The following is a 25433-nucleotide window of genomic DNA, read 5'->3' as shown; positions in this document are numbered from 1 at the left end:
GCGGAGCTCGCCGCCACGTGCCGGGGGCTAAGGCCGGCCGGACAGGCGACGGCTGAACTCCGCGGCGGCGGCCCGTGGGTCCTCCGCCTCGGTGATGGCCCGCACCACGACGACCCTGCGCACGCCGTACGACAGCACCTCGCCGAGGTTGCCGAGGTCGACGCCGCCGATGCCGAACCACGGGCGCGACGTCTCCAGCGACGCCGCGTGCTTCAGCAGGGCGGGACCCGGTGCGGGCCTGCCCGGTTTGGTGGGTGTCGGCCAGATCGGCCCGCAGCAGAAGTAGTCGACGCCCTCCTCGGCCGACGCGGCCGTCGCCTCGTCGGCCGAGTGGGTCGAGCGGCCGATGAGCACGTCGGGGCCGAGGATGTCGCGAGCCACCGGCACCGGCAGGTCGTCCTGACCGAGGTGCAGGATGTCCGGCCGGGCGGCGAGCGCGATGTCGGCCCGGTCGTTCACGGCCAGCAACGCGCCATGCCGGTCACACGCGTCACGGAAGACCTCCAGCAGGGCGAGCTCCGCCCGCGCCTCCAGCCCCTTCTCCCGGAGTTGCACGATGTCGACGCCGCCGGCGAGCACGGCGTCGAGGAACTCGGGCAGGTCTCCGCGATCGCGGCGGCCGTCGGTGCAGAGGTAGAGCCGAGCCGAACCGAGACGCTCGGAAGCCGGCTCAGAACCCAAGGGTCTGGGCCCAGCGCTTGACCTCCGTGTGGCGACCCGCGGCGAGGGCCTCCACCGGCGCGCCCCGGAGTGACTCCTCCGGGGTGAACAGCCAGCGAAGCGACTCGATGTCGTCGTATCCCGCGTCGGCGAGGACGGTCAGCGTGCCGGGCAGCCCCTTGAGCACGTCGTCGGGCCCGAGGAAGACGGCAGGGACCTGGGGTTCGCCCCCGGCCCTGCGCACTCCGATGAGCTTGCGGTCCTTCAGCAGTTGTTTGGCACGTCCGGCACTGAGCCCGAGTCTCCTCGCGACTTCCGAGAGTGTGAGCCACTCACCTACGAGCTCATCGGTCTGCCGGTCGATCTGTGCAACAGAAAGCGTCACGAATCCACCACTACCACGACTGGCCACTCACCAAACACCCCATCGGCCCGATCACGCCACCGTACAGTCGCGCAACGTTATCGCAGGGTCCACCAGACGTTGCACATCGAACCTTTGCCCGCTCTCGACGAGCCGTCTGCCCTGCACCAGATCGCGCGGCCGGTCGACGGTCAGAATGGCGGTCAGCCGGTCGTCGGGGGTCAGCCAGCAGATCGCCCACTTCGCGCCGGCGGGGTCGCCGCGGTGCACACGGCGGGCGCCCTCGTGGTGCCCGGCGTACTGGACCATGCGCCCGAACTGCTCGGACCAGAAGTACGGAACCGGGTCGTAGACGGTGGGCTCGCCCAGCAGGGACGCCGCCGCCACGTCGGGCGCGCCGAGCGCGGTGTCCCAGTGCTCCACCCGCAGCCGCCGCGAGAACCGCCGGGACCACCAGGCCGCGCAGTCGCCCACCGCGACCACACCCGGCAGCGAGGTGCGCAGGTGCCCGTCGGTGACGACCCCGTTGTCCAGTTCGATGCCCGAGCCGGCCAGCCAGCCGACCGACGGGCGCACCCCGATGCCGGTCACCACGACGTCGGCCTCGACGGTGGAACCGCCGGCCAGCGTGAGACCGCCGTGGTCGACGGTCGCGACCAGGGTGGACAGCCGCAGCTCGATGCCCGCCTGCTCGTACCACGGGACCGTGTACGCGCCGACGTCGTCACCCAGCGCCGCGCTCAGCGGCGCGCCCGCCGCCTCGACGACGGTCACCGCGCAGCCGGCCTTGCGCGCCGCGGTGGCCACCTCCGCGCCGATCCAGCCCGCCCCGACCACCGCCACGCGGGGCGCCCGGGTGAACTGGGTGCGCAGTTCCAGCGCGTCGTCGATGGTGCGCAGCACGTGCTGCCTGCCCTCGCCGCGCAGCCTGATCGGGGTCGCGCCGGTGGCGATCACCAGCCCGTCGTAGGGCAGCTCTCCCTCGGTCGTCTCCACGACCCCCTCGCGCAGCCCCTTCGCGGCCACGCCCGAGCGCAGCGTGACCTTCATGGCGGCGAGGTCGGAGTCGACGTACGTCGAGTCGAGCTCGCCCGACAGGACGGCCTTCGACAACGGCGGGCGGTCGTAGGGCCGGTGCCGCTCCTCACCGATCAGCGTGATCCTGCCGTCGAACCCGTGCGCCCGGAGTGCCTCGGCACTGCGCACGCCGGCCAACCCGGCGCCTACCACCACGACATCGTTCACCGCGCACCCGCAGAGAGTGCGGTCGGCGACTTTTGCGTCCGCGGGCGGACGTCCTGTCCGCGACCTGGCGGCCGGCCGGAGCCACCGCTGACCGGGCGGGTGTAGTGGCGTTCGAGCACCGGACCCCCTGGAAGATCGCGTTTCGGATATCTGTCTGCGTTTTCCGATGTACCAGGTGCGGGCCTGTCTGCCCCGCCGACCACATCGCGGCGATCCCCACTGATCGCCGGGCTGTCGTCAACCCGCCGAACACCGGGCTTGCCCCCGGTAACGCGGCCTGACATCTGACCTCCAGTCAGAACGAAGAACTGCGCATCCGGCCTACAGGCCGAGGAAAGGTGGTAACCCACGACCTTAAGTCGGCGCAGCACCGAAACGCTAATGGCGTTCCGATAACGAAAATGCTAATTCATGCGCACAGAGGAGCGACCACCCTGTGCGAAAGCAGACCAGACGGCCCCTTAGGCTGTAAGCGATAAACGCACGGGAGCCCGGACGAACCGGGCTGAGAGGAGGGCTGTCACGGCCCTCGACCGTAACAGAACCTGATCCGGGTCATGCCGGCGAAGGGAGCGCGGGCCAATGAGGCCAGCAGAATCATCGAGTACGACCCCGGCGTCACCCTCGCGGTTCGACGTCGTCGTGGTGGGCGGCGGTGTCATCGGACTGAGCGTGGCCTGGCGGGCGGCGGCCCGAGGGCTCTCGGTGGCCGTGGTGGATCCGGCGCCCGGGTCGGGCGCCTCGCACGCGGCGGCCGGGATGCTGGCGCCGGTGAGCGAGGTCACCTACACCGAGGAACCGCTGCTCGGGCTCGGGCTCACCTCCCTGGCGAGATGGCCGGCGTTCGCGGCCGAGCTGGCGCGGGAGAGCGGGCAGGAGCTGGACCTGCGGCGCGAGGGGACGCTCGATGTCGCCTTCGGGGCCGACGACCTGGCCGCGCTGGGCGAGCTGGGCGCGTTCATGGAGAAGCTGGGACTGCCCGTCGAACGGCTCACCGGACGTGAGTGCCGCCGCCTGGAGCCGATGCTCGCGCCGTCGGTGCGAGGCGGGCTGCTGGCGCCGGACGACGCGTGGGTCGACCCGCGCAGGGTGACGCGCGCGCTGCGACGCGCCCTCGCCGGCCGGGGCGTGCCCGTCCTCAGAGAACGCGCCGCCGAGATCCTGGTCGCCGGCGACACGGTGACCGGCGTACGGCTCGCCTCCTCCCCGGGCACGACGGCCGACGTACGGCCCGCCTTCTCCGGCGCCCTCGACACGGCTGCCGATGCACGGCCCTCCCCCGACACGGCGGCCGACGTACGGCCCGCCCCCGGCCCCGACACGGCGGCCCGGGTGGTGAACGCCGGATGTGTCGTGCTCGCGGCGGGCGCCTGGGCGGGCGGGCTGGCCGGGGTGCCCGAAGGGGTGCTGCCGCCGGTGCGGCCGGTCAAGGGCCAGATCATGCGGTTGCGCTCGGCCGTACCCGTGCTGAGCCGTTGCGTGCGGGGTACCGTGCACGGCTCTCCGGTGTACCTGGTGCCCCGCGGCGACGGTGAGCTGGTCGTGGGGGCGACCCAGGAGGAACTGGGATTCGACACCAGGATCACCGCGGGCGGGCTGTGGGAGCTGCTGCGGGACGCCAGGGAGCTGGTGCCCGGCGTGACGGAGCTGGAGGTGGCCGACGTGGTGGCGGGGCTGCGGCCGGGCACGCCCGACAACCTGCCGCTGATCGGCCCCACCGGCCTGCCGGGCCTCCATCTGGCGACCGGGCACCACCGGAGCGGCGTGCTGCTGGCCCCGCTCACCGCCGACCTGGTCGTGGACGGGCTGACGGGAGCCGCGGACCCGGGCCATCCCTGCTCGCCGTCGCGTTTCGAGGACCGCGCCTGACTTCCCTCCCCGGGCCGAGACACCGGGGTCTGCAAGGAGATTCGATGAAGGTGACCATCAACGGGGCGCCGCACGACCTGCCCGACGGGGCGACCGTGTCGCAGGCCGTACAGACGCTGACGACCGCCGCCACCGGGATCGCGGTGGCGGTCAACGAGGAGGTCGTGGCGCGTGGCGCGTGGACCTCCACCGCCCTGGCCGAAAGCGACCGGGTCGAGGTTCTGACGGCAGTACAGGGAGGATGACGATGGCGGACGAACTGATCATCGCGGGTGAGAAGTTCTCCTCGCGGCTCATCATGGGGACCGGCGGCGCGCCGTCGCTGGAGGTGCTGGACCAGGCGCTCGTCGCCTCGGGGACCCAGCTGACCACGGTGGCGATGCGGCGGCTCGATCCCTCGTCGCAGGGGTCGGTGCTGGAGGTGCTGCGGCGGCGGGGCATCGAGGTGCTGCCGAACACCGCCGGTTGTTACACGGCGGGCGAGGCGGTGCTGACGGCCAGGCTGGCCAGGGAGGCGCTGGGGACGAGCTGGGTGAAGCTGGAGGTGATCTCCGACGAGCGGACCCTGCTGCCCGACCCCATCGAGACCTTCGACGCCGCCGAACGCCTGGTGGCCGACGGCTTCACGGTGCTGCCCTACATCGGCGACGATCCCGCGCTGGCCCGCAGGCTGGAGCAGGCGGGGTGCGCGGCGGTGATGCCGCTCGGCGCGCCCATCGGGTCGGGCCTGGGCATCCGCAACCCGCACAACATCGAGCTGATCGTGGAGGCGGCGTCGGTGCCGGTGGTGCTGGACGCCGGGATCGGCACGGCGAGCGACGCGGCGCTGGCCATGGAGCTGGGCTGCGACGCCGTACTGCTGGCGACGGCGGTCACCCGGGCGCAGCGGCCGGATCTGATGGCGGCGGCGATGCGGGGCGCGGTCGAGGCGGGACGGCAGGCGCGGCTGGCGGGGCGGATTCCGCGCCGGAGGTACGCCGAGGCGTCGTCACCACGGGTTCCCTAGGTCATTTTGCCGTTCGGGGAGAACGGCTCGGCATCGGTTTGGGAGGTGCGGGCCCTCCCCGTGGCAAAACGCCCGTAAACTCGGGCAGGTGGACACGACGCTTGCGGATCCCCTCGTCGGGCGGCTCCTCGACGGGCGCTATCGCGTTGAGTCCCGGATCGCCAGGGGCGGTATGGCGACGGTCTACCTCGCCCTTGACATCCGGCTCGACCGCACGGTCGCCCTGAAGGTGATGCATCGTTCCCTCGCCGAAGACCCCGCCTTCGTGCGCAGGTTCATCGGTGAGGCCAAATCGGTGGCCAGCCTCTCCCACCCGAACGTGGTACAGGTCTTCGACCAGGGCACGGACGGCGACATCGTCTTCCTCTCGATGGAATACGTGCCGGGCCGCACACTCCGCGACGTGCTGCGCGAGCGGGGCAGGCTGGGCCCCCGCGAGGCGCTGGAGATCATGATCCCGGTGCTGGCGGCGCTGGGTTCCGCGCATCAGAGCGGCCTGGTGCACCGCGACATGAAGCCGGAGAACGTCCTGCTCAGCGATGACGGCCGGGTGAAGGTCGTCGACTTCGGGCTGGCCCGCGCGGTCGAGGCGAGCAACCAGACCAGGACCGGCGTCATGATCGGCACCATCGGCTACATGTCACCGGAGCAGGTCACCTCCGGGCACGCCGACGCCCGCAGCGACGTCTACGCCGCGGGCGTGATGCTGTTCGAGCTGGTCACCGGACGCCAGCCGTACGAAGGCGAGACGTCCATGGCGATCGCCTACAAGCACGTGCACGACACGGTGCCGCCGCCGTCCGCGGTGCTGGAGGGCTCGCCGGTCGCGCTCGACAAGCTGGTGACCGCGGCGACCAGCCGCGACCCCGAGGTGCGCCCGGCCGACGCGACGGCGCTGCTGGTCGCGGCCGTGGACACGCATCGGGTGCTGCCGCGTGAGAGCACGCCGCCGGGCGGCCCGACCGCCCGCGCGTCGATGCCGCAGGACGTCCGCACCTCCGCCGCGCCCCCGCCGCCGATCGGCCACACGCTGATCCAGCCGCGCGAGGAGGTGCTGACCGGCCCCGCCGCTCCGGTGCGGGGAGTACGGCGAGGCGTGCGGCCCCACTGGTTCCTGATCGCGCTCGCGGCGGTCATGGCCGTCGCGATCGGGCTCACCGGCTGGTGGTTCGCCGAGGGCAAGTACGTCGAGGTGCCCGACCTGGTGGGCAAGAACATCCTGGTCGCCAAGTCCGAGGCGGAGGGGCGCGGGTTCGTCGTGGTGATCGGCGACGGCGTCAACGACGGCAAGGTCGCCAAGGACAACGTGGTCAGGATGGACCCCGCGTCGGGCACCGAGGTGGAGTCGGACGCGAAGATCACGCTGGTGCCCTCGCTGGGTCCCAAACTGGTTCCGGTGCCCAACCTGGAAGGGCTGACCGAGGCCGGGGCCAGGGCCAGGCTGTCCGACCTCGGCCTCAGCGTGCACAGGGTGCACAAGCTCGCCGACGACACCGTGCAACGCGGGCTGGTGCTGCGCACGAGCCCGCAGGTGGGCACGAAGGTCAAGGAGGGCGGCAAGGTCAGCCTGGTGCTCAGCGCGGGCCTGCTGATGCCCGACGTGATGGGGCTGTCCCGTGAGCAGGCCGAGCAGTTCCTGCGCGAGCAGGGCTACAACGTGGAGGTCGTCGAACAGGCCGACGACGCCCAGCCGTGCACCGTCATCGCCCAGGAGCCCAAGGCCAAGGCCGAGGTCGACAAGGGCGCGACGGCGAAGCTGACCCTGTCACAGTGTTCCAACGGCGAGTGGCAGTGGCCGTGGGACAACCGGGGCGACGACGAGGGCGAGGACGACGAGGACACCTTCAACGTCATCCCCAACGTGTTGTTCAAGAACGTCAAGGACGCGCAGCAGGAGTTGCGTGCCGCCGGGTTCAAGGTGAAGACGCGCAAGCTGCTGGGCAGCGGCCGGGTCCGCGGTCAGCAGCCGATGAGCGGGAACGCCCCGCCCCAGACCGAGATCACGATCTGGCACTGAGCCCGGCGCCGGGTCCGCCGCTAGGGACCGGCGCCGAGTCCGTGTAGGCGGAGGCGTGCGAGTCCGCCGTCCGGATGGATGTCGAGCCGTACGTGGGTGGCCTCGCGCCGCTCCCGGAGGCGGAACCGGTGCTGGGTGTCGGGCTGCAACCGGGTTCTGGGGAGCAGGCCGAACCAGGCGTCCGGGTCCACCCGGTCGTCCATGCCCGTCAGCGTGGCGGCGGCCGGCGCGTTGTACAGGAGGTTGGCCGTGTCGAGCTCGGCCACCTGGATCGTCCCCGGGCAGGCGAGGCGGACGATCAGCCAGTCGTTGCCGTCGTCGCGGCGGCGGGCGGTCTCCCAGCCGTCCGCCTGGTGCCGGGCTCGTCCGGGGGCGAGCACGTTGTTGGGCGCGGAGTAGAACTCGTTGGAACAGGCGGTGACCAGTCCGCCGTTCTCCAGCGCCGCCAGGTCGATGGTCATGCCTTCCCAGACGGCGAGGTCGGGCACCACCTCGCCGTGCACGCGCAGCCTGGCCACTCCGCCGTCGGGGTGGATGTTGAGCCGCACATGGGTGTACCGCCGCTCGTCGAGCACCCGGAAGTGGTGCTCGGCGTCGCCCGTCAGCTCGCTCCTGGGCACGATCTCGGTCCAGGCGGCGTCGTGCAGCTCGGCGACCGAGGGGTAGCCGTCGACGGCGCACGCGTCCACGGAGGCGTGCGGGGGGTAGTTGCCGGTGAACCACGCGGTGTCCACGATGACCCCGCGCACGATGCCCGGCATGCCGAGCCTGACGATCGCCCAGTCGTGGCCCTGCTCACGCCGCCGCCGGGTCTCCCAGCCGTCGTAGACCTGCCCCTTGGCGCCGAAGGTGTGCGGGCGGAACTCGGGGCGGCCGGGCCTGATCAGGCTCTCCCGCTCGGCGAAGGACTCGTCGCTGGCCGCGGCGACGGTGCCGCCGTGGCCGCGCAGCGCCAGGTCGGGCAGCCGGACGAACTCGGTCACCGGAACTCCCCGCCGAACCGATCAACCACCAGGACCACCCCGGCCGGCCCCGGCCCAGGCAGGCCACGCGACACCGGACCGGTCGACCGGACGAACTCGATCACTGGAACTCTCCCCTCGGTCGATCCTCCACCAGGTGGCCGCGCAACCAGGTACGGCGGACCACGCCGGTCAGCTTCCGCCCGTGGTAGGGCGTGATCGGGTTGCGGTGGTACAGGTCGCCCGCGCTGACGGTGAACCCGGCCTCGGTGTCGAAGGCGACGAGGCCGGCGTCCGCGCCCTCCGCGATGGCGCCCTTCCGGTCGAGTCCGGCGAGCGCGGCGGGCCCTTCGGCCATCCATCTGACGACGTCTCGCAGGCCGTACCCGCGACCGGCGGCCTCGCTCCACACGACGGGCAGGCCGAGCTGGAGGGAGGAGATCCCGCCCCAGGCGGCGGCGAAGTCGGGCACCTTCAGGTCGGCGGGGGCGGGCGAGTGGTCGGAGACGACGCAGGTGAGGACGCCGCTCTCCAGCCCGCGCCAGAGGGCGTCGCGGTTGGCGGCCTCGCGGATGGGCGGGCAGCACTTGAACTCCGGGCCGCCGACCTCCTCGGCGGTGAGCGTGAGGTAGTGCGGGCAGGTCTCCGCGGTGACGGCCACCCCGTCGCGCTGTGCGTCGGCCAGCGGCTCCAGGCAGGAGGCGGAGGAGACGTGCAGGATGTGGGCCCGCGCGCCGGTGTCACGCGCGGCCGCGATGACGCTCTGTACGGCCCGGCGTTCGGCCTCCCCCGGCCTAGATGCCAAGAAATCCGGATATGTCGCCCCGGACGGCTCGGCCAACAGCCCCGGCGCCTCCGCGTGCACCACCACCAGCCCACCGAACCCGGCCACCTCGGCGAACACGGCCCGCAACTCCGCGTCGCCGAGCGGCGGGAACTCGGGCACCCCCGACGGCGACAGGAAGCACTTGAACCCGAAGACCCCCGCCGTGTGCAGCGCCCGCAGACCGGCCAGGTTCCCGGGTATCGCCCCGCCCCAGAATCCCACGTCCACCCAGCACTGCCCCGCCGCGGCCGCCCGTTTGACCGCCAGCGCGGCGACGTCCACGGTGGGCGGCAGGGAGTTCAGCGGCATGTCCAGGATCGTGGTCACGCCCCCCGCCGCCGCGGCCCTGGTAGCGGTGGCGAACCCCTCCCAGTGGGTCCGCCCCGGCTCGTTGACGTGCACGTGCGTGTCCACCAGCCCCGGCAGCAGCGCCACCTCCCCGAGGTCGGTCTCCGCCCGCGCCCCCAGCTCCGCGTCATAGGGCCGCACGGCCGCGATCCGCCCCGCCCGCACGGCCACCGCCGCACCGCGCACCCCCGCGGGCAGCACCGCCCGCCGCGACCGCACCACCAGGTCGTACGGCTCAGCCATGCACCCTCCAAGGTGTCAGCATCCCGGCCACCCGCCCCCGGCAGCGGGGACCGGGTCAGCCACGGACGATCCAGGGAGTGAGCATCTCCGCGGCCAGGCGCTGGAGGAGCGGACCGGCCTCGGCCATGCAACGGGCGGGGTCGGGTTCGAGGTCGGTGAGCGCGTAGGCGGCCTGGATGCCGGCCGCGCGCATCTCCTCCTCCGCCAGAGCGCGGCGCCCGCAGACCGCCACCACGGGGACCCCCGCCTTGACGGCGGCGCTCGCGACACCCGCGGGGGCCTTGCCGCGCAGGGTCTGCTCGTCGAGCGCCCCCTCCCCGGTGATCACCAGGTGGGCGCCCTCCAGATGGCCGGCGAACCCGAGCAGGTCGAGCAGATAGTCGATGCCCGGCCGTACCTCCGCGTGCAGGAAGGCCAGGGCGGCGAAGCCGACTCCGCCGGCGGCGCCCGCGCCGGGCTGCGCCGCCACGCCCATCTGGCGCACCACGCCGTCGTGCTCGACGGCGCCCAGCACGCCGTGGGTGTGCGCGGCCACGGCGGCCAGCCTGGCCAGTCCCGCCTCCAGCGTCGTCACGTCGGCGGGTGCGGCGCCCTTCTGCGGTGCGTAGACGGCGGCGGCGCCGTGCGGGCCGAGCAGCGGGTTGTCCACGTCGCTCGCGACGACGAACTCGACGCCGCGGACGTCGGCGAGCCCGGACAGGTCGATGGTCGCCAGCTCCCCGAGCGCGCCGCCGCCGGGCCGCAGCTCCGCGCCCTCCCCGTCGAGGAACCTGGCGCCGAGAGCGGCCAGCATGCCGGTGCCGCCGTCGGTGCACGCGCTCCCGCCCAGCCCGAGCACGACCCGCCGGGCGCCCCGCCGTACGGCGTGCGCGATCAGCTCGCCGGTGCCCCGGCTGGTCGCGGTCAGCGGCGCCAGCGCCACCCCCGCGTGCGCCGGAGCCGAGGCGGACGCCCCGCCGGGCGCGGCGGGCGAGCCCGCGGCCGGAGTGACGGCGGACAGCGGGAGGCGGCGCAGGCCGGAGGCTTCGGCCAGCTCGACGACGGCGGTCGGCACGTCGCCGCCACCACCGGGCCGCCAGCCGTACGCGGCCTGGACGGGGTCGCCGGTCGGGCCGGTCACCTGAACCTCGACCCGGGCGAACCCGGCGGCGACCACCGCGTCCACGGTGCCGTCGCCGCCGTCGGCGATCGGCAGGCACACGGTCGTGACCTGGGGACCGAGCCCGGCGGCCACCCGGGCGGCCACCTCGGCGGCGGTCAGCGACCCCTTGAACTTGTCGGGGGCGATGACGATGTGGCCCGGCGTCTCAGACAATCCTGCTCCCTGGGTGGAGAATGGCCGGGTACGCCGTCCTGCCCGGTGCGAGCGGGCAGGACGGCGTGCCCGTGCCCTGTGCGATGGGTCTCCATCATCACAGGTCCTCGCGGGCGAGCTCCATCAGGCGTCGCCTGGCCAGGGCCCCGGCCCGCGCGGCGGCCTCGCCGGAGACGGTCCGCAGTTCGCCGTCGGCCACGACCGTGACGCCGCCGACCAGCAGCCGGGCCAGCGGCGGAGTCGAGCCGTGCACGAAGGCGATCACCGGGTCCTCGATCGCGGCGTGGAAGCCGTCCACCCGCCAGATCGCCACGTCGGCGAGCTTGCCCGCCTCCAGGGAGCCGAGCTCGTCCTGGCGGCCCAGGCACGTGGCGCCGCCCATGGTCGCCATCGCCAGGGCCTCGCGGGCGGTCAGCGCGGCCGGGCCGTACCTCGCCCGTTGCATGAGCATCGCCATCCGCACCTCACCGGCGAGCGAGGTCAGTTCGGCGGAGGCGGGCCCGTCGACGCCCAGCCCGACGGGGGCGCCCGCGCGCAGCAGATCCGAGGCGCGTGCGATCCCCGCCCCCAGCCTGGCGTTGGAGGAGGGACAGTGCGCGGTGCCCGTGCCGGTCGAGGCCAGCAGCTTGACGTCCTTGTCGTGCAGGTGAACGCAGTGGGCCAGCCAGACGTCGGGGCCGAGCCAGCCGGTCTCCGCCATGTACGCGACCGGGGTCATGCCCAGCTGCCGCAGGCAGTGCTCCTCCTCCTCGACCGTCTCGGCCAGGTGGGTGTGCAGGCGCACCCCCTTGGCGCGGGCCAGCTCCGCCGATCCCGTGAGCAGCTCGGGCGAGACGGAGAACGGCGAGCAGGGCGCGACCGCCACCCGGAGCATCGAGGAGAACGACGGGTCGTGGTAGGCGTCGATCATCGCCTCGGTGTGCTCAAGGATCCGGTCGAGCGGCTCGACCACCTCGTCGGGGGGCAGGCCGCCCGACGAGACGCCCCGGTCCATCGAGCCGCGCGCCGGATGAAAGCGGATGCCCAGCTCGCGCGCCGCCTCGATCTCGGCCGCGAACAGGTCGCCGCGGCCGGTCGGGAACAGGTAGTGGTGGTCCGTCGAGGTGGTGCAGCCCGACAGCGCGAGCCAGGCCAGCCCGGCGCTCGCCGCCCCCCGCACGACCTCGGCGTCCATCCTCGCCCACGGGCGGTAGAGCGTGACCAGCCAGTCGAACAGCGTGCTCTGCGCAGCCATCCCCTGCGAGGCCCACTGGTAGAGATGGTGGTGGGTGTTGACCAGGCCGGGGGTGACCAGGCAGCCGGAGGCGTCGATCCGGGTCGCCTCCCCTTCGTACGGCCCCGCCCCGACGGCGGCGATGCGGTCGTCCTCGATCACCAGGTGCCCGGAGGGGATCTCCGCGCCGACGATCGGGGCCAGGTAGCCGTTCTCGATCACGAGGGTCATCGGGCGCCCGCCTTCCGCTCCGCGGCCAGCCGTACGGCGTCGAGGATCTTCTCGTACCCCGTGCATCTGCACAGGTTGCCGGCCAGCGCCTCGCGGATCTCCGGGTCGCTGGGCCGTGGGACCCGTTCGATCAGGTCGTGGGCCTGCACCAGCAGGCCGGGGGTGCAGAAGCCGCACTGCACGGCGCCCGCGTCGACGAACGCCTGCTGGATCGGGTCGAGACGGTCGCCGTCGGCGAGCCCCTCCACGGTACGCACCTCGCGGCCCTCCGCCTGGCCCGCGGCGACCAGGCAGGCGCAGACCGGGACGCCGTCGAGGTAGACGGTGCACGAACCGCACTCGCCCTGCTCACAGGCGTTCTTGGAACCGGGCAGCCCGGCCCGCTCGCGGAGCACGTAGAGCAGGCTCTCGCCCTCCCACACGTCGTCCACGGTTTCGGCTCTGCCGTTGACCGTGAAGTTCAGGCGCATTGCTCCCTCGCCTTCCGGTAGTCGTTCCAGGCCCAGGTCAGGGTGCGGCGGGCCATGACGGCCAGCGCGTGCCGCCGGTAGCCGGCCGTGCCGCGCACATCGTCGATCGGCGCGGCGGCCTCGCTCACCAGCTCGCCGAACCTGGCGAGCACGCCGGGTGCGAGCCCGGCGGGTGCGAGCCCGGCGGCCCAGTCGAGCTCGGCGGCGAGGAACTCCTCCGCCGCCCTGGCCCGCAGCGGCGTCGGGGCGGCCGAGCCGATCCCGGTGCCCACCCGGCGCTCGGCGGGGTGCAGCGCCAGCGCGAAGGAGCAGACGGCGATCACCATCGCGTTGCGGGTGCCGACCTTGGAGAAGTACTGCGGCCCGGTCGCGGGTTCGGCGTGGAAGGCGCGGATCAGCTCGTCCGGCTCCAGCGCGCTGCGCTTGACGCCCAGATAGAACTCCTCCGCCGGGATCATCCTGACCCCGCGCGCGGCGCTCTCCACCTCGATCACCGCGCCGCCCGCCAGCAACGGCGGATGGCTGTCGCCCGCCGGCGAGGCCGCCCCCAGGTTGCCGCCGACCGTGCCGCGGTTGCGGATCTGCGGCGAGCCGACCGTCCGCGACGCCTGCGCGAGCCCCGGCAACCGGTCGCCCAGCTCGCCGATCACCCGGGAGTACGGCACGCCCGCGCCGACCCGGAGCCGTCCGCCCGTCTCCGACCACCGTGCCAGCTCCGCCACGCGGGTGAGGTCGAGCAGCGCCTCCGGCCTGCGCACGTCGAAGTTGATCTCGACCATGACGTCGGTGCCGCCCTGGATGGGCACGGCTCCCGGCAGTTCGGCCTTGGCGGCGAGCGCCTCCGGCCAGGTCGTCGGCCTGAGGAAGGCCATGCTCCCTCCCCCGCCGTCTCCCCTGCTGAATCCCATGCTCACTCCCAGGCGAAGGTGGCGGCGGGGGCGTCGTCGCGCAGGACATGCCCCTCGATCAGCCCGTAGGGACGGTCGGCGGCGAAATACACCTCGTTGTCGTTGTCCAGCCCGAACGGGGTGAGATCGACGAGAAAGTGGTGCCGGTTCGGGAGGGTCAGCCGTACCTCGCAGACCTCGGGCCGATCGGCCAGGACCCTGCTGCCCATGGCGTAGAGGGTCTGCTGGAGGGACAGGCTGTGGGTCCGCGCGAACGCCTCCAGCAGGCACCGCCGTACCTCTTCGTAGGACTCGCCGTAGTCGGCGACGGGCGGGACGTACCGCCAGGTGGCGGTGACCTCGGTGGCCAGGACGCGGTCGGTGGCCGGTTCCAGGGTCGTGTACTCGTCGCGGGCGAAGCCGTGGAACTCCGAGCCGGTCGTGTTGAGCACCACCAGGTCCTTCAGCCCGGAGACCACCGTCTCGGTGCCGTTCCGGTCGTAGTGGACCGCGCAGGTGCGGATCTCGCCGCCGGCGCGCGCGAAGGACCACGAGGGGCCCTTCGGGATCCGCTCCCAGGAGTATTCCTCGATCGCCACCCTGGCGCGGTGGACGGCCGGCTGGGAGCGGGTGAAGTGCCTGGCCAGCAGCCGTGCGAACTCCTCGATCTGGCTGATGCCGTACTTCTTGGCATAGGCGAAGACGGTGTTCTTCTGCGTGTCGGTCGGCAGCACCGCCGCGTTGCTCCCGCTGATGTGGGCCTCCGTCATGTCGCCCGACAACGCGACGCTCACGTTGCAGTCCTTGATCCGGTGGACGTCCCCGTCGCGGGTCACGCGGACGACACGGGTCTCCGCCTTCCCGTAGCGGTTGGGTCCGAGCACGACGGCCACCTGCTAACTCCCTCGGTAGGTCGAATAGGCGTACTGGCTGAGCAGGAGCGGCACGTGGTAGTGCTCCCCCGGGTCGCCGACCGTGAACCCGATCACGACCTCGGGGTAGAAGGTCGCCAGGCCGCGCGCCGCGAAGTAGCCGCCGGTGTCGAAGACCAGCTGGTGCGGCCCCGCCCCCGGCGTCCATCCCGCCAGCCGGCCGTCGGCCCCGGTCCGCCCCTCCGCGATGACCCCGCCGGGCCCCTCCAGCCGTACCGCGACGCCCTCGGCGGGACGGCCGAGGCCCGCGTCTAGCACGTGGGTCGACAGGCTCATCCGTCCTCCTCCAGCAGCTTCGCCACCCGCAGCCTGGTGATCTTCACAAGCTCCTCCCGTACGGCCCGCCGCTCGCTCTCCTCGTCGTTGCCCAGCCGGCGCTCCAGCCGCCCCAGCATCTCCGCCGCGGTCAGCCCGGTGGCGCAGACCAGGTAGACGTGGCCGAACCGCTCCTCGTAGGCGAGGTTGCCCGCCGCCAGCCGTAGCCGCACGTCCTGGCCCGCGTCCGCCGCGCCGGACTGCTCCCCCCGCGACCACGACGCCTCCCTGCCGCTCCCCGCCGCCCGCTCGCCGATCCGCGGGTGCGCCGCCAGCGCCTCCCGCACCTCCGGCCAGCGCAGCCGCCCCGCGGCGTCCGCCGCCGCCGCGACCACCTCCGCCGCACTCCCGTACGGCCGGCCGGCGGCGACCTCCGCGGCGAACGCCGGCGAGGCGCAGCAGGCGAGGAGCGCCGCACGGGCGTCGGCCTCCCCCTGGGTGTTGAAAGCGGTGATATCCGGCATGGAGTCAAGTAGACACACCCCCGTCCGGCCAGGTCCAGCATCCAGAACTCCGAAGTCGGCCGGGGCTTTGCCCGCCCTTTTGTGTCATGCTCCAAGTCGTCGGAGCCAGCGCCTAAACTGGCGGCCATCATGAGCCTTACTTCTGCCATCGGCGGACACGCCATGGTCACCGGCGGGCTGGCCAAGGGCGGCCTCGCCTACGCCGACTCCATCGGCGCCGAGATCATCCAGGTGTTCGTCAGCAATCCGCGCGGCTGGGCGCTCGCCGCAGGCGATCCCGGGCAGGACAGGGACCTGCGCGAGTCCGGCATGCCGACCTTCGTCCACGCGCCCTACCTGATCAACCTGGGCTCGCCCAGCGCCGACACCCTGGAGAAGTCGGTCGCCGCCGTACGGCACAGCCTGCGCAGGGGCGCCGACATCGGCGCGCTGGGAGTCGTGGTGCACACCGGCTCCGCCGTGAGCCAGCCGCGTGACGACGCTTTCCGCCAGGTCCGCGAGCAACTCCTGCCGCTCCTCGACGAGATCCCCGCCGACGGCCCCGACCTGCTGCTCGAACCCATGGCCGGACAGGGTCAGGTGCTCTGCGCCACCGTCCAGGACCTCGGCCCCTATCTCGGCGTCCTCGACTTCCATCCGCGCGTCGGCGTCTGCCTCGACACCTGTCACGCCTTCTCGGCGGGCCACGACCTGACCGCGCCGGACGGCGTCGCCCAGACCCTCGACGCGCTGCACGCCATCGCGCCCGGACGCCTCAAGCTCATCCACGCCAACGACTCGAAGGATCCCTGCGGCTCCAAGCGTGACCGCCACGAGAACATCGGAGCCGGTCTCATCGGCGCCCAGCCGTTCGCCGAGATCATGCGGCACCCTGTCGCCGCCGGGGTGCCCCTGTGCATCGAGACGCCGGGCAAGGTGGACGAGCACCGGGACGACATCACCCTGCTGAAGAAGCTCCGCGACGGCTGACCCGCGAACCCGCCGGTTACCCGTCCGGAGTCCGAGAGCCCGACCCAGGACCGCTGGGGCGTGAGCCCCACTCAGGACCACTCAGGGACCGCTCAGGACCGCTCAGAACCGCTCGGGCGTGCGCTGCGGGCGGGAAGGGCTTGGGTCAGGGCGCGACGAAGGTGCTCGCTCCGGGCGATCCGGCCGCCCCCGCAGACCGGATCGCCGGTTCGGCTCCGCGGCCTCCCGCGAGCACCTCCGCCACGCCGGAGCCGACGGGCCCCTCCCCCCCGGGTCAAGGGCCCGTCAGCCAGGCGACCCCCGAGGTCACCCTGGTCTCCGCGCACCAGGCCCCAATCGGCCTCGCGGCCAGGTCCCCCCCGATGCGTCGGCGTTGGCTCCGACTCGGCACACATTACGGTCACGATCATGAAGTGCGAAACCCTATTTAGCGACAGCTCGATCAACGGTCTGTAACCGTCGACATACGGAATGTGCACCCACGCCGAGCGGCATTCCGGCCGCGACGAACGGTCGTTTCCGGGAATTGACCCCGGCTTCCGTGATCGTGCCTATGCGCGCGGAGCGCACTCGCACTTCTGCGACGTATCGCCCCATCACCCCTGACCAGACCCGGGTGACGCGCGCATCTCCGCTGGCTACGGCCTCGCCGGCGCTTCCCGTCCGGACACGGACCACGCCTGGAAGGCCCTGTGGACGTCTCGGCGCCCGCCCTCAGCCTTGGCCGGTCTGCAGAGACCGAAACGCCCCCTGCCAGGCCGGTGCGGCGCCCCTGGGCCGCCTGCGCGGCGCCCCTCAGCGCCCATAACGTCGCGCGGCCGGGTCACGCCCGCCGGACCGACGTCAGACCGGTCGTCTGAGGGGTGACCCCGACGGCCCGCGACGCCTCCCGGCTCGGGCCCGTACGGCATCCTGAGCGCCACGCAGGTCCACGTCCGCCGTCCCGGCGCACCGGGAGCACGACGTCGGCGTCGATGGGCCTCGACCGGCTCCCGTGATCTGCGAGCCCGACGCCGAGCCGAGCGGGCCGCGGGATCTCGGAGACGGGCCGCGCGAGCCGGAAACCTCCCCGCGGGCCCGTGGTCGCGGTACGACACCCTGGGCGCCGTACGTCCGTGGGACCTGGGCGACCGTCCGGTGAGTGAACGCCGGCTCAGGCGGCCCGTGGCGTCTCTCGGCGCGACGCCGGGCCCGGCGTGCCCGGCTCAGGGAGGAAGGGCTGGGGTCAGGGAGGGAGAGTCGCGGGTCAGGAGGGGTGCGGCTGGGTGGCCGGCGGGAGGGTGCGGAACTGGCCGACGAGGTGTTCCCGGACCTGACGGGTGTGGCGGCGGCTGACCGGAAGGGTCTCGGTGCCGACCTGGAGGAGGATCTTCCCGCCCTCGAAACGAAGCTCCTGGACGTGCCGTGCGGCGACGAGGGTGCTGCGGTGGACCCGGATGAAGCCCGAGGCGGCCCAGCGGCGCTCCAGGGCCACCAGCGACATGCGGATGAGGTAGCTGCCGTCGACGGTGTGCAGCCGGACGTAGTCGCCCTGGGCCTCGGCGAACCAGATCGACTGCTGGGGGACGAACCGGGTGCGCCCGCCGAGCTCCACCGGGATGATGTCGTCGCCGGCCGTGCCAGGTGAGGAATCGCCCTCCGCGGACGGCGGCACCACTGGGGGCGCCACCACCGACTCGAGGCGGCGCACCGCCTCGGCGAGCCGGTCGGCGCGCACCGGTTTGAGCAGGTAGTCGACGGCCTCCAACTCGAAGGCCTGCACCGCGCAGTCGTCATGCGCGGTGACGAAGACCAGCCGGGGCGGCATGGGGAAGCCGCCGACCAGGCGGGCCAGGTCCAGGCCGTCGAGACCGGGCATCCGGATGTCGAGGAAGACGCCGTCGAGCCGCTCGCCGGCGCCGATCATCTGCACCATGTCCTGCAGAGCCTGGACCCCGTCGTTCGCAATGGACACGTGCTCCACTCTGGAGTCCTGGCGCAGGAGATACGCCAGCTCTTCCAGGGCGGGCAGCTCATCGTCTACCGCCAGGATGCGCAGCATCCCCCCACGCTGCCCTGCCGCGGCCCTCGTCGCAACCGGAATGCATGCTCTCGGTAAAGAAATAGCTACGTTTAGCTATTGGCGAGCGCGTTGACCTTGGGCAGCCGCAGCCTGATCGTCGTGCCGACGCCCACCTTCGACTCGACCTGCAGTCCGTAGTCCTCGCCGTAGATACGGCGGAGCCGTATGTCGACGTTGGCGAGGCCGATGCCGTGGTCACCGCAGTCCGGCGAACTGAGCAGGTCGCGGAGCCGCGCGGGATCCATGCCCGTGCCGTCGTCGGCCACGCTGATGTGGGTCTCCGGGCCGGCGTCCTCGACGACGACGCGCACCTCGCCGGTGCCCTTGCCGCCGCCCAGGCCGTGCTTGACCGCGTTCTCGACCAGGGGCTGCACGCAGAGGAACGGGACCGGGACCGGGAGCGTCTCCGGTGCGACCTCCACGCTGAACCTCAGCCGCTCGCCGAACCTCGCCCGCTCCAGCGACAGGTAGCGGTCGACACAGCCCAGTTCGTCGGCCAGCGTGGTGAACTCACGGGCCCGCCGCAGGCCGTGCCTCGCGAAGTCGGCGAAGTCCAGCAGCAGTTCCCTGGCCCTGGCGGGATCGGTGCGCACGAAACTCGCGATGGTCGTCAGGGAGTTGTAGACGAAATGGGGGGAGATCTGCGCCCGCAGCGCCCGTGTCTCCGCGTCCTGCGCGCGCCGTCTGGAGGCGTCGAGCTCGGCGAGTTCGAGCTGGCCGGAGGCCCAGCGGCCGATCTCCGCGACGGCCCGCACCAGCGCCGCCCCCGCCCGGGCATCGTAGGCGGCCAGGGTGCCGATCACCCGTCCGCCCACGGTGAGCGGCACCGCCACGGCCGCGTCCAGCGGGCAGCCGGACGTGTCGCAGCCGTGTACGGCCGGCAACTGCGGCGTCCCCGCGGCCAGCACGCTGGACGCGTGCAGCGGCACCTGGAGCACGTGCGAGCAGGCCGCCCCCTCCCAGACCACCTCGCCGTCACCGGTCACGATGGCCACCGCGCCGGCGCCGAGCAGCATCCGGAGGTGGCCGGCGGCCACCCGGGCGGAGTCGGAGGTGAGGCCACCGCGTAACGCCGGCGCGGCCATCGAGACGCTGTGCAGGGCCGCGAACGCGCCCTCGCTCCTGCGGGCCCGGGACCGCCGGACGGAGAGGAGGAAACCGAGGAGGGCGCTCGCGAGGCACAGCAGTGCCCAGCCGATGGTGGACATGCGCGTCACGCTAGCCAATCGGGCCCCGCCAGGCCCGGGAAACTCCGATCGTGGCCTGCGCTATGGGGGGCCTTCGCCGGGTTCTTCCTGGTAGGAGTAGCGCTGCTCGCGCCAGGGGTCGGCGACGTTGTGATAGCCGCGCTCCTCCCAGAAGCCGCGGCGGTCCTCGGTCAGGTACTCGATCGCGCGGACCCACTTCACGCTCTTCCACGCGTAGAGATGGGGGATCACGGCCCGGACCGGAGAGCCGCGCTCCGCGCTGATGGGCTTCTCGTCCAGTTCCAGCGCGAACAGGCAGGCGTCGAAGTCGGCCCGCCGGACGTTGGCGCTGTAGCCGTACTCCCCCCACAGCATCACGTGGCGCACGTCGTCGGCGGGCGGGACCGCGGCGAGGAGGGTGGATGCCGCGACGCCGCTCCACTCGTTGCCCATGATGGAGAACTTGGTGACGCAGTGGAAGTCGGCGAGGAGGGTGGTCCTCGGGAGGGCGGCGAACTCGGGCCAGGTGAGCCGCTGATCCTGCCCGGCGGCGACGGCGCCGAAGAAGCGGAGGTCCCACGTGTCGGCGCGGAAGGCGGGCACCCGCCCGTAGTGGATGACCGGCCGTCCCCGCGGGATGTACTGGCCCGGGGGAAGGCGGGTCTCCTCCCTCGGAGTCCCGGGTGGTTCCACCGTCACTCCCCTCGCCGGTTCTGACCGCCTGTCAGGCACGGACGCCATCCTCCCATCGCCGCGCCAGCGCGTCGGACACGGGCACCGTCTCCCGCGCCTTCGACCGTGCGCTACAATTTGCCACGATGCGTACAGCGTGCAGGTTTTGGTATGGCGACGGGCCCGTGGGTCGGACCGTTCGCCACCAGATGCTGCGCTGACAGCTAAAGGCGAACGCGAAGGCCCCGGGTCCGAAAGGACTCGGGGCCTTCGTGCTTTTCCACTACCTACAGGAGTACCTCAGATGGTCATCATCATGGCCTCGCACGCCACCAAGGAAGACGTCGACGCGATCGTCACGCTCGTCGGCACGGCGGGCGGCGACGCCTTCGTCAGCCGCGGCGTGAGCCGTACGATCATCGGGCTCGTCGGCGACGTGGCCCAGTTCAGCTCGCTCAACCTGCGCGGCATGGCCGGGGTGGCCGACGTGATGAGGGTGTCCACTCCGTACAAACTGGTCAGCAGGGAGAACCATCCCCAAAGATCGACCGTCCGGGTGGGCGGGGTGCCGATCGGCCCGGACACCGTGACGTTGATCGCCGGGCCCTGTGCCGTGGAGACGCCGCAGCAGACGCTGGAGGCGGCCGAGATGGCCAAGGCGGCCGGGGCGACGCTGCTGCGGGGCGGCGCCTACAAGCCGCGTACCTCGCCCTACGCGTTCCAGGGGCTCGGCGAGGACGGCCTGAGGATCCTCGCCGACGTGCGCACCGCGACGGGTCTCCCGATCGTCACCGAGGTGGTGGACGCGCACGACGTGGAGCTGGTGGCGTCCTACGCCGACATGCTCCAGGTCGGCACGCGCAACGCGCAGAACTTCGCGCTGCTGCAGGCGGTGGGCTCGGTCGGGAAGCCGGTCATGCTCAAGCGCGGCATGAACGCCACCATCGAGGAGTGGCTGATGGCGGCGGAGTACATCGCGCAGCGCGGCAACCTCGACATCGTGCTCTGCGAGCGGGGCATCCGCACCTTCGAGACCGCCACCCGCAACACCCTCGACGTGTCGGCGGTCCCGGTGGCGCAGCGGCTGTCGCACCTCCCGGTCATCGTCGACCCCTCCCACTCGGGCGGCCGGCGCGACCTGGTGCTGCCGTTGACCCGCGCCGCGATCGGGGTCGGCGCCGACGGGATCATCGTCGACGTGCACCCGCACCCGGAGCAGGCGCTCTGCGACGGCCCGCAGGCCCTGGTCGACGGCGATCTCGTGGAGCTCGCCCGGGTGATGCGCCAGTTCCCGCCGCTCCTCGGACGTACGGCGGCGGTCGCTCCCGAGCCTCTGGCGACGATCTGATCCGGCCCGCGAGCGCCCATGCTACTCATGAGTAACTAAGCATCACGACTCATGTGCCGGGCGCTCGCGGCTCGCAGAATCTCCTGTATGACCAAAACGATCCAGCCCACCAACACCAGCGGTTTCTACCTCCAGTCGGTGATCTCCTTCGCCGTCTCCGTGGGGGCGGTCGCCGTCGGCATCGCCTACCTGCCCGTCTCCGGCTGGGTGCGCGGCTTCCTCGCGGTCGGCACCCTCTACGTGGTCACCTCGGCCTTCACGCTCGCCAAGTGCGTCCGCGACCGTCAGGAGCTCTCCGAGGTGCACAACCGCGTCGACCAGGCACGACTGGACAAACTCCTGACCGAACACGACCCCTTCAAGCCGAACGTCTAGGCGTCGAGCTTGTACTCCTGCAGGGAGTCGGCGAGCTGGACCGCCAGGTCCTCCGCATCGAGCCGCTTCTCGATCCGCTGGAGATCCTCGATCTTGGCGCGAGTCTCGGCCCGGCGCGGGGCGAGGAGGGTGCAGCAGTCCTCGTCGGGCAACTCGGAGATCTCCAGAGTGCCGATCCGGCGGGCCTCGGACATGATCTCGGTCTTGTCGAGGCCGATCAGGGGCCGCAGGATCGGCAGCTCGACGGCCTGGTCCTGGGCCGTGATGTTCTGCAGGGTCTGGGAGGAGACCTGGCCGAGGGAGTCACCGGTGACCAGGGCGCCGGCGTGGATGCGGTGGGCCACCTCCTCGGCGGTCTTGAGCATGAGCCGCCGCTGCGAGATCATCGCGAGCCGGTCCTGGCCGGACGCCTTGATCGACTGCTGTGCCTTGCCGAACGGCACCACCCACAGCCGGGACCGGCCCTGGAACTTGTCCAGCGCCCGGACCAGGGCGTACGCCTTGTAGATGGACTCCGAGGTGGTGAAGGGGATGCCGGAGAAGTGCAGGAAGTCGACCCGCAGGCCCCGGCGCATCATCCGGTACGCGGCCACCGGCGAGTCGATGCCGCCGGACATCAGCACCAGGGCGCGGCCACTGGTGCCGACCGGCAGGCCGCCCTGACCCGGCAGGCCGTCGGTGAAGACGAAGACCTCGTCCCTGTCGACCTCGATGAAGATCGTCAACTCCGGGTTCCGGAGATCGACCGGCAGGCCGTAGATGTCGTTGATCTCGCCGCCGACCAGGCGGTCGAGCTCGTTGGAGCGCAGCGGGAAGCGCTTGTCCCTGCGCCGGGAGCGCACCGCGAAGGTGGCCTTGCGCTGGATCTCCTCGCGGCCCTCCACCAGGGCGATCGCCGCCTTGGTGACGGCCTCCGGGGTCTTCTCGACGCGCCAGGCGCGATGGATCCAGACCAGCCCCGGCACGTCGGAGATCCGCTGGGCCACCGACTCGGCGACCTCGACGGTGGTGCCGGTGGGCAGGAAGACGGCGATGACGCCGTGGCGCTGCCGTACCTCGATGCTGAAGTCGAAGTCCTTCAGGGCGGCCTTGATGTTGGCCTGCAGGCGGCGCTCGAACAGCTCGCGATTCTTGCCCTTGAGGACGACCTCGCCGAGTTTGAGCAGCACGCAGGGCTCGCCCAGATCTGCATGGGTCCCTACGGACATAGGTCTACCTCCGGCAGACGATCGGGTGTGCACGCCCGGCACAACGCCGCGGCCAGGCCACTTTAGTCCCCGATCAGCCTTCGTCGAGCCCTCGTTCTATGGCGTACCGCACGAGTTCGACTCGGTTGTGCAGCTGAAGTTTGTTCAGGGTGTTCTGTACGTGGTTCTGCACGGTGCGGTGCGAGAGGACGAGACGGTCCGCGATCTGCTTGTAGGAGAGCCCTTTGGCCACCAGCCTGAGCACCTCGGTCTCGCGGTCGGTCAGCCGGGGACCGTCGTCCGCGGCGGGTTGCGCGGCCAGCCGGCGGTACTCGCCCAGCACCAGCCCCGCGAGCCCCGGAGTGAAGACCGCGTCGCCCTCCGCGGTACGGCGGACGGCGTCCAGGAACTCCGGCCTGCTGGCGGACTTCACGAGATATCCGGAGGCGCCGGCCTTGACCGCCTCCAGCACGTCCTCCTGCTCGGCGCTCGCGGACAGCACCAGCACCCGCGGCGGATGCTCCCCCGCGGCCAACCGGCCCGCCACCTCGACCCCGGTCATGTCGGGAAGCTGCAGGTCGAGCACCACGACATCCGGCCGCACGGCCGCCGCCACCCGGACCGCCTGCCGTCCCTCCCCGGTCGTGGCCACCACGTCATAACCGGCCTCCGCCAGATCCCTGGCCACGCCGTCCCGCCACATCGGATGATCGTCCACCACCATGACCCGCAGCCCGCTCACCCCGCCAGCCTAGATGACTGATTCCGAGGAGTAGCGGCACGAGGACGCGGCTGCGGGGATCGGACGAGGGTGTCCACGCTCAGTCCACCTGCCCGGGTTGGGGATCATCGCCCATGAAGATCAGCTCATCGCACCGATCCCTACCCGTTGCATGTCCGAGGCAGGCTCGCCGCCGGGCGGCGAGCCTGCCCCCTGGTCAGTTGCGCGCCTGGCCGGCGGGCTCGGACTCGGACTCGGACGGCTCGGCGGGCTGGAGTGTGTCGCGCCTGGACTTGAGCAGGCTGGCCACCGTCGTGACGGCGAGCACGGTGACGATGACGGCCAGCGAGATCCAGTTGTTGATCTCAGGGACCCAGGTGACGTGCTCGCCGCCGTTGATGAACGGCAACTCGTTCTCGTGCAGGGCGTGCAGGACGAGTTTCACGCCGATGAAGCCGAGGATGATCGCCAGGCCGTAGGTGAGGTAGACGAGTTTCTCCACCAGCCCGCCGAGCAGGAAGTACAACTGTCTCAGCCCCATCAGCGCGAACGCGTTGGCCGCGAAGACCAGGTAGGCGTCCTGTGTGATGCCGAAGATCGCGGGGATCGAGTCGACCGCGAAGACCAGATCCGCGCCGCCGATGGCGATGATGACGATGAACATCGGGGTCAGCAGGCGGCGGCCGTCCTGTTTGATGGTCAGCCGTGAGCCGTGGTAGTCGTCGGTGACCGGGAACAGCCTGCGCACCAGCCGTACGACGCCGCCGTTGGGGTTGTAGTCCTCGTCGTCCTTGCTGTTGAAGGCGAATTTCCACGCGGTGTAGATGAGGATGCCGCCGAAGAGCCAGAACACCCAGCTGAAGCGCTGTACGGCCTGCGCGCCCACGCCGATGAAGATCCCGCGCATGACCAGCGCCATCATGATCCCGATGAGCAGCACGCGGTGCTGGTGGATCGCGGGCACGGCGAAGTTCGCCATGATGAGCATGAAGATGAACAGGTTGTCGACGCTCAGCGTGTACTCGGTGATGTAGCCGGTGATGTAGGAGGCCGCCTGGTCATCTCCGCCGAAGATCCACACGCCTGCGCCGAAAGCGACGGCACAGCCGATGTAGAAGATGATCCACCGCGCCGACTCGGCGATCGTGACCTTGTGGGGTCTCCTGTTGACGATGATCAGATCGAGGAGGACGAGCCCGAGCAGGACCGCGATGGTGGCCGTCCACAGCCAGGCGGGCACGGGCATGGGTGGGGGCATGAGAGCTCCTCCGACTTGGCGTTGGCACGTCTGTCGGAGGTCTTCTCCGCCCGCGGCGTCGCGGACCGACCGCACCGGGCCCCGAGACGGGTCCGTGATGACGACGCGGCCGCGAAGGAGTACTCCCCTCCACTTCGCCTGCGATCATACATACCGAAACGGGAGAAAGGGGAAGTGACGTGCTGAGCGGGCTCATATCTGGCTGACAGCGTCGTTACCGACAGCCCGATTCGGCCCGTGATCGCCTGCTCGTAGGCTGACTCCCGCTACGGTCAGGCCGAGTATGC

At 71.8% G+C, this 25433-nt stretch carries 25 protein-coding genes and 1 riboswitch; of the genes, 7 read left to right on the top strand and 18 right to left on the bottom strand.

Features of this window, described 5'->3' with window-relative positions; translation table 11 throughout:
• Positions 1 to 27 precede the first annotated feature (27 nt).
• Genes thiE through MBA17_RS03545 form a run of 3 tightly spaced genes read right to left on the bottom strand, consistent with a single transcriptional unit; the run spans position 28 to position 2269 of the window.
• Positions 28 to 681 carry a thiamine phosphate synthase gene (thiE, locus tag MBA17_RS03555; RefSeq protein ID WP_238494759.1) on the bottom strand — a complete coding sequence of 218 codons (654 nt, stop codon included), beginning with the start codon at positions 679 to 681 and terminating at the stop codon, positions 28 to 30.
• The gene (locus MBA17_RS03550; protein WP_238494758.1) at positions 671 to 1045 is read right to left on the bottom strand and encodes an Rv2175c family DNA-binding protein; all 375 of its coding nucleotides are present in this window, start codon (positions 1043 to 1045) and stop codon (positions 671 to 673) included. Before MBA17_RS03550 ends, thiE begins: the two co-directional genes overlap by 11 nt.
• Before the next feature lie 51 nt (positions 1046 to 1096).
• A complete protein-coding gene (locus MBA17_RS03545) occupies positions 1097 to 2269 on the bottom strand; it encodes an NAD(P)/FAD-dependent oxidoreductase (RefSeq protein WP_238494757.1) in 1173 nt (390 codons plus the stop codon).
• 473 nt (positions 2270 to 2742) lie between these two features.
• Positions 2743 to 2858, top strand: a riboswitch (TPP riboswitch).
• On the opposite strand from MBA17_RS03545, the gene MBA17_RS03540 reads away from it, so the two are divergent.
• The 4 genes from MBA17_RS03540 to pknB all read left to right on the top strand — a co-directional run bounded on the left by MBA17_RS03540 (position 2852) and on the right by pknB (position 7161).
• Complete coding sequence (locus MBA17_RS03540) at positions 2852 to 4138, top strand: FAD-dependent oxidoreductase (RefSeq protein WP_238494756.1); 1287 nt, start codon at positions 2852 to 2854, stop codon at positions 4136 to 4138. (Overlaps the previous riboswitch by 7 nt.)
• 44 nt (positions 4139 to 4182) lie before the next feature.
• A complete protein-coding gene (gene thiS, locus MBA17_RS03535; protein WP_238494755.1) occupies positions 4183 to 4383 on the top strand; it encodes a sulfur carrier protein ThiS in 201 nt (66 codons plus the stop codon).
• A complete protein-coding gene (locus MBA17_RS03530) occupies positions 4380 to 5144 on the top strand; it encodes a thiazole synthase (protein ID WP_455432678.1) in 765 nt (254 codons plus the stop codon). The genes thiS and MBA17_RS03530 overlap by 4 nt, the downstream gene beginning before the upstream one ends.
• Positions 5145 to 5232: 88 nt before the next feature.
• Positions 5233 to 7161: a Stk1 family PASTA domain-containing Ser/Thr kinase gene (gene pknB, locus MBA17_RS03525; RefSeq protein WP_238494753.1), complete on the top strand. Its 1929-nt coding sequence runs from the start codon at positions 5233 to 5235 to the stop codon at positions 7159 to 7161.
• A 20-nt stretch (positions 7162 to 7181) separates the two neighbouring features.
• Here the strand turns inward: pknB and alc are convergent, their stop codons facing one another.
• The 9 genes from alc to uraD form a co-directional block, all read right to left on the bottom strand.
• Positions 7182 to 8144 carry an allantoicase gene (gene alc, locus MBA17_RS03520; protein ID WP_238494752.1) on the bottom strand — a complete coding sequence of 321 codons (963 nt, stop codon included), beginning with the start codon at positions 8142 to 8144 and terminating at the stop codon, positions 7182 to 7184.
• Positions 8145 to 8244: 100 nt separating this feature from the next.
• A complete protein-coding gene (gene allB / locus MBA17_RS03515) occupies positions 8245 to 9540 on the bottom strand; it encodes an allantoinase AllB (RefSeq protein ID WP_238494751.1) in 1296 nt (431 codons plus the stop codon).
• Positions 9541 to 9595: 55 nt separating this feature from the next.
• Positions 9596 to 10855, bottom strand: a complete 1260-nt coding sequence (locus MBA17_RS03510) for a glycerate kinase (protein WP_238494750.1) — start codon at positions 10853 to 10855, stop codon at positions 9596 to 9598.
• Positions 10856 to 10952: 97 nt separating this feature from the next.
• Positions 10953 to 12299: an 8-oxoguanine deaminase gene (locus MBA17_RS03505; RefSeq protein WP_238494749.1), complete on the bottom strand. Its 1347-nt coding sequence runs from the start codon at positions 12297 to 12299 to the stop codon at positions 10953 to 10955.
• Complete coding sequence (locus MBA17_RS03500; RefSeq protein WP_238494748.1) at positions 12296 to 12769, bottom strand: (2Fe-2S)-binding protein; 474 nt, start codon at positions 12767 to 12769, stop codon at positions 12296 to 12298. The genes MBA17_RS03505 and MBA17_RS03500 overlap by 4 nt, the downstream gene beginning before the upstream one ends.
• A complete protein-coding gene (locus MBA17_RS03495) occupies positions 12760 to 13641 on the bottom strand; it encodes an FAD binding domain-containing protein (protein WP_238494747.1) in 882 nt (293 codons plus the stop codon). Before MBA17_RS03495 ends, MBA17_RS03500 begins: the two co-directional genes overlap by 10 nt.
• Before the next feature lie 38 nt (positions 13642 to 13679).
• Positions 13680 to 14549, bottom strand: a complete 870-nt coding sequence (gene pucL, locus MBA17_RS03490) for a factor-independent urate hydroxylase (protein ID WP_238494746.1) — start codon at positions 14547 to 14549, stop codon at positions 13680 to 13682.
• Between the two features lie 3 nt (positions 14550 to 14552).
• Complete coding sequence (gene uraH, locus MBA17_RS03485) at positions 14553 to 14864, bottom strand: hydroxyisourate hydrolase (protein ID WP_238494745.1); 312 nt, start codon at positions 14862 to 14864, stop codon at positions 14553 to 14555.
• Complete coding sequence (gene uraD / locus MBA17_RS03480) at positions 14861 to 15367, bottom strand: 2-oxo-4-hydroxy-4-carboxy-5-ureidoimidazoline decarboxylase (protein ID WP_238494744.1); 507 nt, start codon at positions 15365 to 15367, stop codon at positions 14861 to 14863. Before uraD ends, uraH begins: the two co-directional genes overlap by 4 nt.
• Positions 15368 to 15496: 129 nt before the next feature.
• Here uraD and MBA17_RS03475 point away from each other — a divergent pair, with 129 nt between their 5' ends.
• Positions 15497 to 16336, top strand: a complete 840-nt coding sequence (locus MBA17_RS03475) for a deoxyribonuclease IV (RefSeq protein WP_238494743.1) — start codon at positions 15497 to 15499, stop codon at positions 16334 to 16336.
• A gap of 1246 nt (positions 16337 to 17582) precedes the next feature.
• Here MBA17_RS03475 and MBA17_RS03470 read toward each other — a convergent pair.
• From MBA17_RS03470 to MBA17_RS03460, 3 genes are all read right to left on the bottom strand, one after another.
• On the bottom strand, positions 17583 to 18377 hold the full coding sequence (locus MBA17_RS03470; RefSeq protein ID WP_238494742.1) for a LytR/AlgR family response regulator transcription factor: 795 nt from the start codon (positions 18375 to 18377) through the stop codon (positions 17583 to 17585).
• A 71-nt stretch (positions 18378 to 18448) separates the two neighbouring features.
• A complete protein-coding gene (locus MBA17_RS03465) occupies positions 18449 to 19606 on the bottom strand; it encodes a sensor histidine kinase (protein ID WP_238494741.1) in 1158 nt (385 codons plus the stop codon).
• Between the two features lie 60 nt (positions 19607 to 19666).
• Positions 19667 to 20278, bottom strand: coding sequence for a molybdopterin-dependent oxidoreductase (locus tag MBA17_RS03460; RefSeq protein WP_238494740.1), 612 nt, complete (start codon positions 20276 to 20278; stop codon positions 19667 to 19669).
• Positions 20279 to 20561: 283 nt separating this feature from the next.
• Here MBA17_RS03460 and aroF point away from each other — a divergent pair, with 283 nt between their 5' ends.
• Both aroF and MBA17_RS03450 read left to right on the top strand, forming a co-directional pair.
• Complete coding sequence (gene aroF / locus MBA17_RS03455) at positions 20562 to 21605, top strand: 3-deoxy-7-phosphoheptulonate synthase (protein ID WP_238494739.1); 1044 nt, start codon at positions 20562 to 20564, stop codon at positions 21603 to 21605.
• Between the two features lie 87 nt (positions 21606 to 21692).
• Positions 21693 to 21980 carry a YiaA/YiaB family inner membrane protein gene (locus tag MBA17_RS03450; RefSeq protein WP_238494738.1) on the top strand — a complete coding sequence of 96 codons (288 nt, stop codon included), beginning with the start codon at positions 21693 to 21695 and terminating at the stop codon, positions 21978 to 21980.
• On the opposite strand, the gene thiI is transcribed toward MBA17_RS03450, so the two are convergent.
• From thiI to MBA17_RS03435, 3 genes are all read right to left on the bottom strand, one after another.
• Entirely contained in the window at positions 21977 to 23188 is a 1212-nt protein-coding gene (gene thiI / locus MBA17_RS03445; RefSeq protein WP_238494737.1) for a tRNA uracil 4-sulfurtransferase ThiI, read from the bottom strand. The two genes, MBA17_RS03450 and thiI, sit on opposite strands and share 4 nt — an antisense overlap.
• A gap of 73 nt (positions 23189 to 23261) precedes the next feature.
• A complete protein-coding gene (locus MBA17_RS03440) occupies positions 23262 to 23891 on the bottom strand; it encodes a response regulator (protein WP_238495032.1) in 630 nt (209 codons plus the stop codon).
• 214 nt (positions 23892 to 24105) lie between these two features.
• Positions 24106 to 25146: a TerC family protein gene (locus MBA17_RS03435; protein WP_238494736.1), complete on the bottom strand. Its 1041-nt coding sequence runs from the start codon at positions 25144 to 25146 to the stop codon at positions 24106 to 24108.
• Positions 25147 to 25433 lie beyond the last annotated feature (287 nt).

This window comes from Dolomitihabitans soli (genome assembly GCF_022213955.1).
GTDB lineage: Bacteria > Actinomycetota > Actinomycetes > Streptosporangiales > Streptosporangiaceae > Streptosporangium_A > Streptosporangium_A soli.
The sequence above is the reverse complement of the archived record's forward strand: the minus strand, read 5'-3'. Positions and strand labels throughout refer to the sequence as shown.

Excerpts from the sequence above, each read along its gene's own strand:
- MBA17_RS03540 (WP_238494756.1), top strand. The coding sequence starts at position 2,852 with ATGAGGCCAGCAGAATCATCGAGTACGACCCCGGCGTCACCCTCGCGG.
- thiS (WP_238494755.1), top strand. The coding sequence starts at position 4,183 with ATGAAGGTGACCATCAACGGGGCGCCGCACGACCTGCCCGACGGGGCG.
- MBA17_RS03530 (WP_455432678.1), top strand. The coding sequence starts at position 4,380 with ATGACGATGGCGGACGAACTGATCATCGCGGGTGAGAAGTTCTCCTCG.
- allB (WP_238494751.1), bottom strand. The coding sequence starts at position 9,540 with ATGGCTGAGCCGTACGACCTGGTGGTGCGGTCGCGGCGGGCGGTGCTG.
- MBA17_RS03505 (WP_238494749.1), bottom strand. The coding sequence starts at position 12,299 with ATGACCCTCGTGATCGAGAACGGCTACCTGGCCCCGATCGTCGGCGCG.
- MBA17_RS03500 (WP_238494748.1), bottom strand. The coding sequence starts at position 12,769 with ATGCGCCTGAACTTCACGGTCAACGGCAGAGCCGAAACCGTGGACGAC.
- MBA17_RS03495 (WP_238494747.1), bottom strand. The coding sequence starts at position 13,641 with ATGGCCTTCCTCAGGCCGACGACCTGGCCGGAGGCGCTCGCCGCCAAG.
- uraH (WP_238494745.1), bottom strand. The coding sequence starts at position 14,864 with ATGAGCCTGTCGACCCACGTGCTAGACGCGGGCCTCGGCCGTCCCGCC.
- uraD (WP_238494744.1), bottom strand. The coding sequence starts at position 15,367 with ATGCCGGATATCACCGCTTTCAACACCCAGGGGGAGGCCGACGCCCGT.
- MBA17_RS03475 (WP_238494743.1), top strand. The coding sequence starts at position 15,497 with ATGAGCCTTACTTCTGCCATCGGCGGACACGCCATGGTCACCGGCGGG.
- MBA17_RS03470 (WP_238494742.1), bottom strand. The coding sequence starts at position 18,377 with ATGCTGCGCATCCTGGCGGTAGACGATGAGCTGCCCGCCCTGGAAGAG.
- MBA17_RS03465 (WP_238494741.1), bottom strand. The coding sequence starts at position 19,606 with ATGTCCACCATCGGCTGGGCACTGCTGTGCCTCGCGAGCGCCCTCCTC.
- aroF (WP_238494739.1), top strand. The coding sequence starts at position 20,562 with ATGGTCATCATCATGGCCTCGCACGCCACCAAGGAAGACGTCGACGCG.
- MBA17_RS03450 (WP_238494738.1), top strand. The coding sequence starts at position 21,693 with ATGACCAAAACGATCCAGCCCACCAACACCAGCGGTTTCTACCTCCAG.
- thiI (WP_238494737.1), bottom strand. The coding sequence starts at position 23,188 with ATGTCCGTAGGGACCCATGCAGATCTGGGCGAGCCCTGCGTGCTGCTC.
- MBA17_RS03440 (WP_238495032.1), bottom strand. The coding sequence starts at position 23,891 with ATGGTGGTGGACGATCATCCGATGTGGCGGGACGGCGTGGCCAGGGAT.
- MBA17_RS03435 (WP_238494736.1), bottom strand. The coding sequence starts at position 25,146 with ATGCCCCCACCCATGCCCGTGCCCGCCTGGCTGTGGACGGCCACCATC.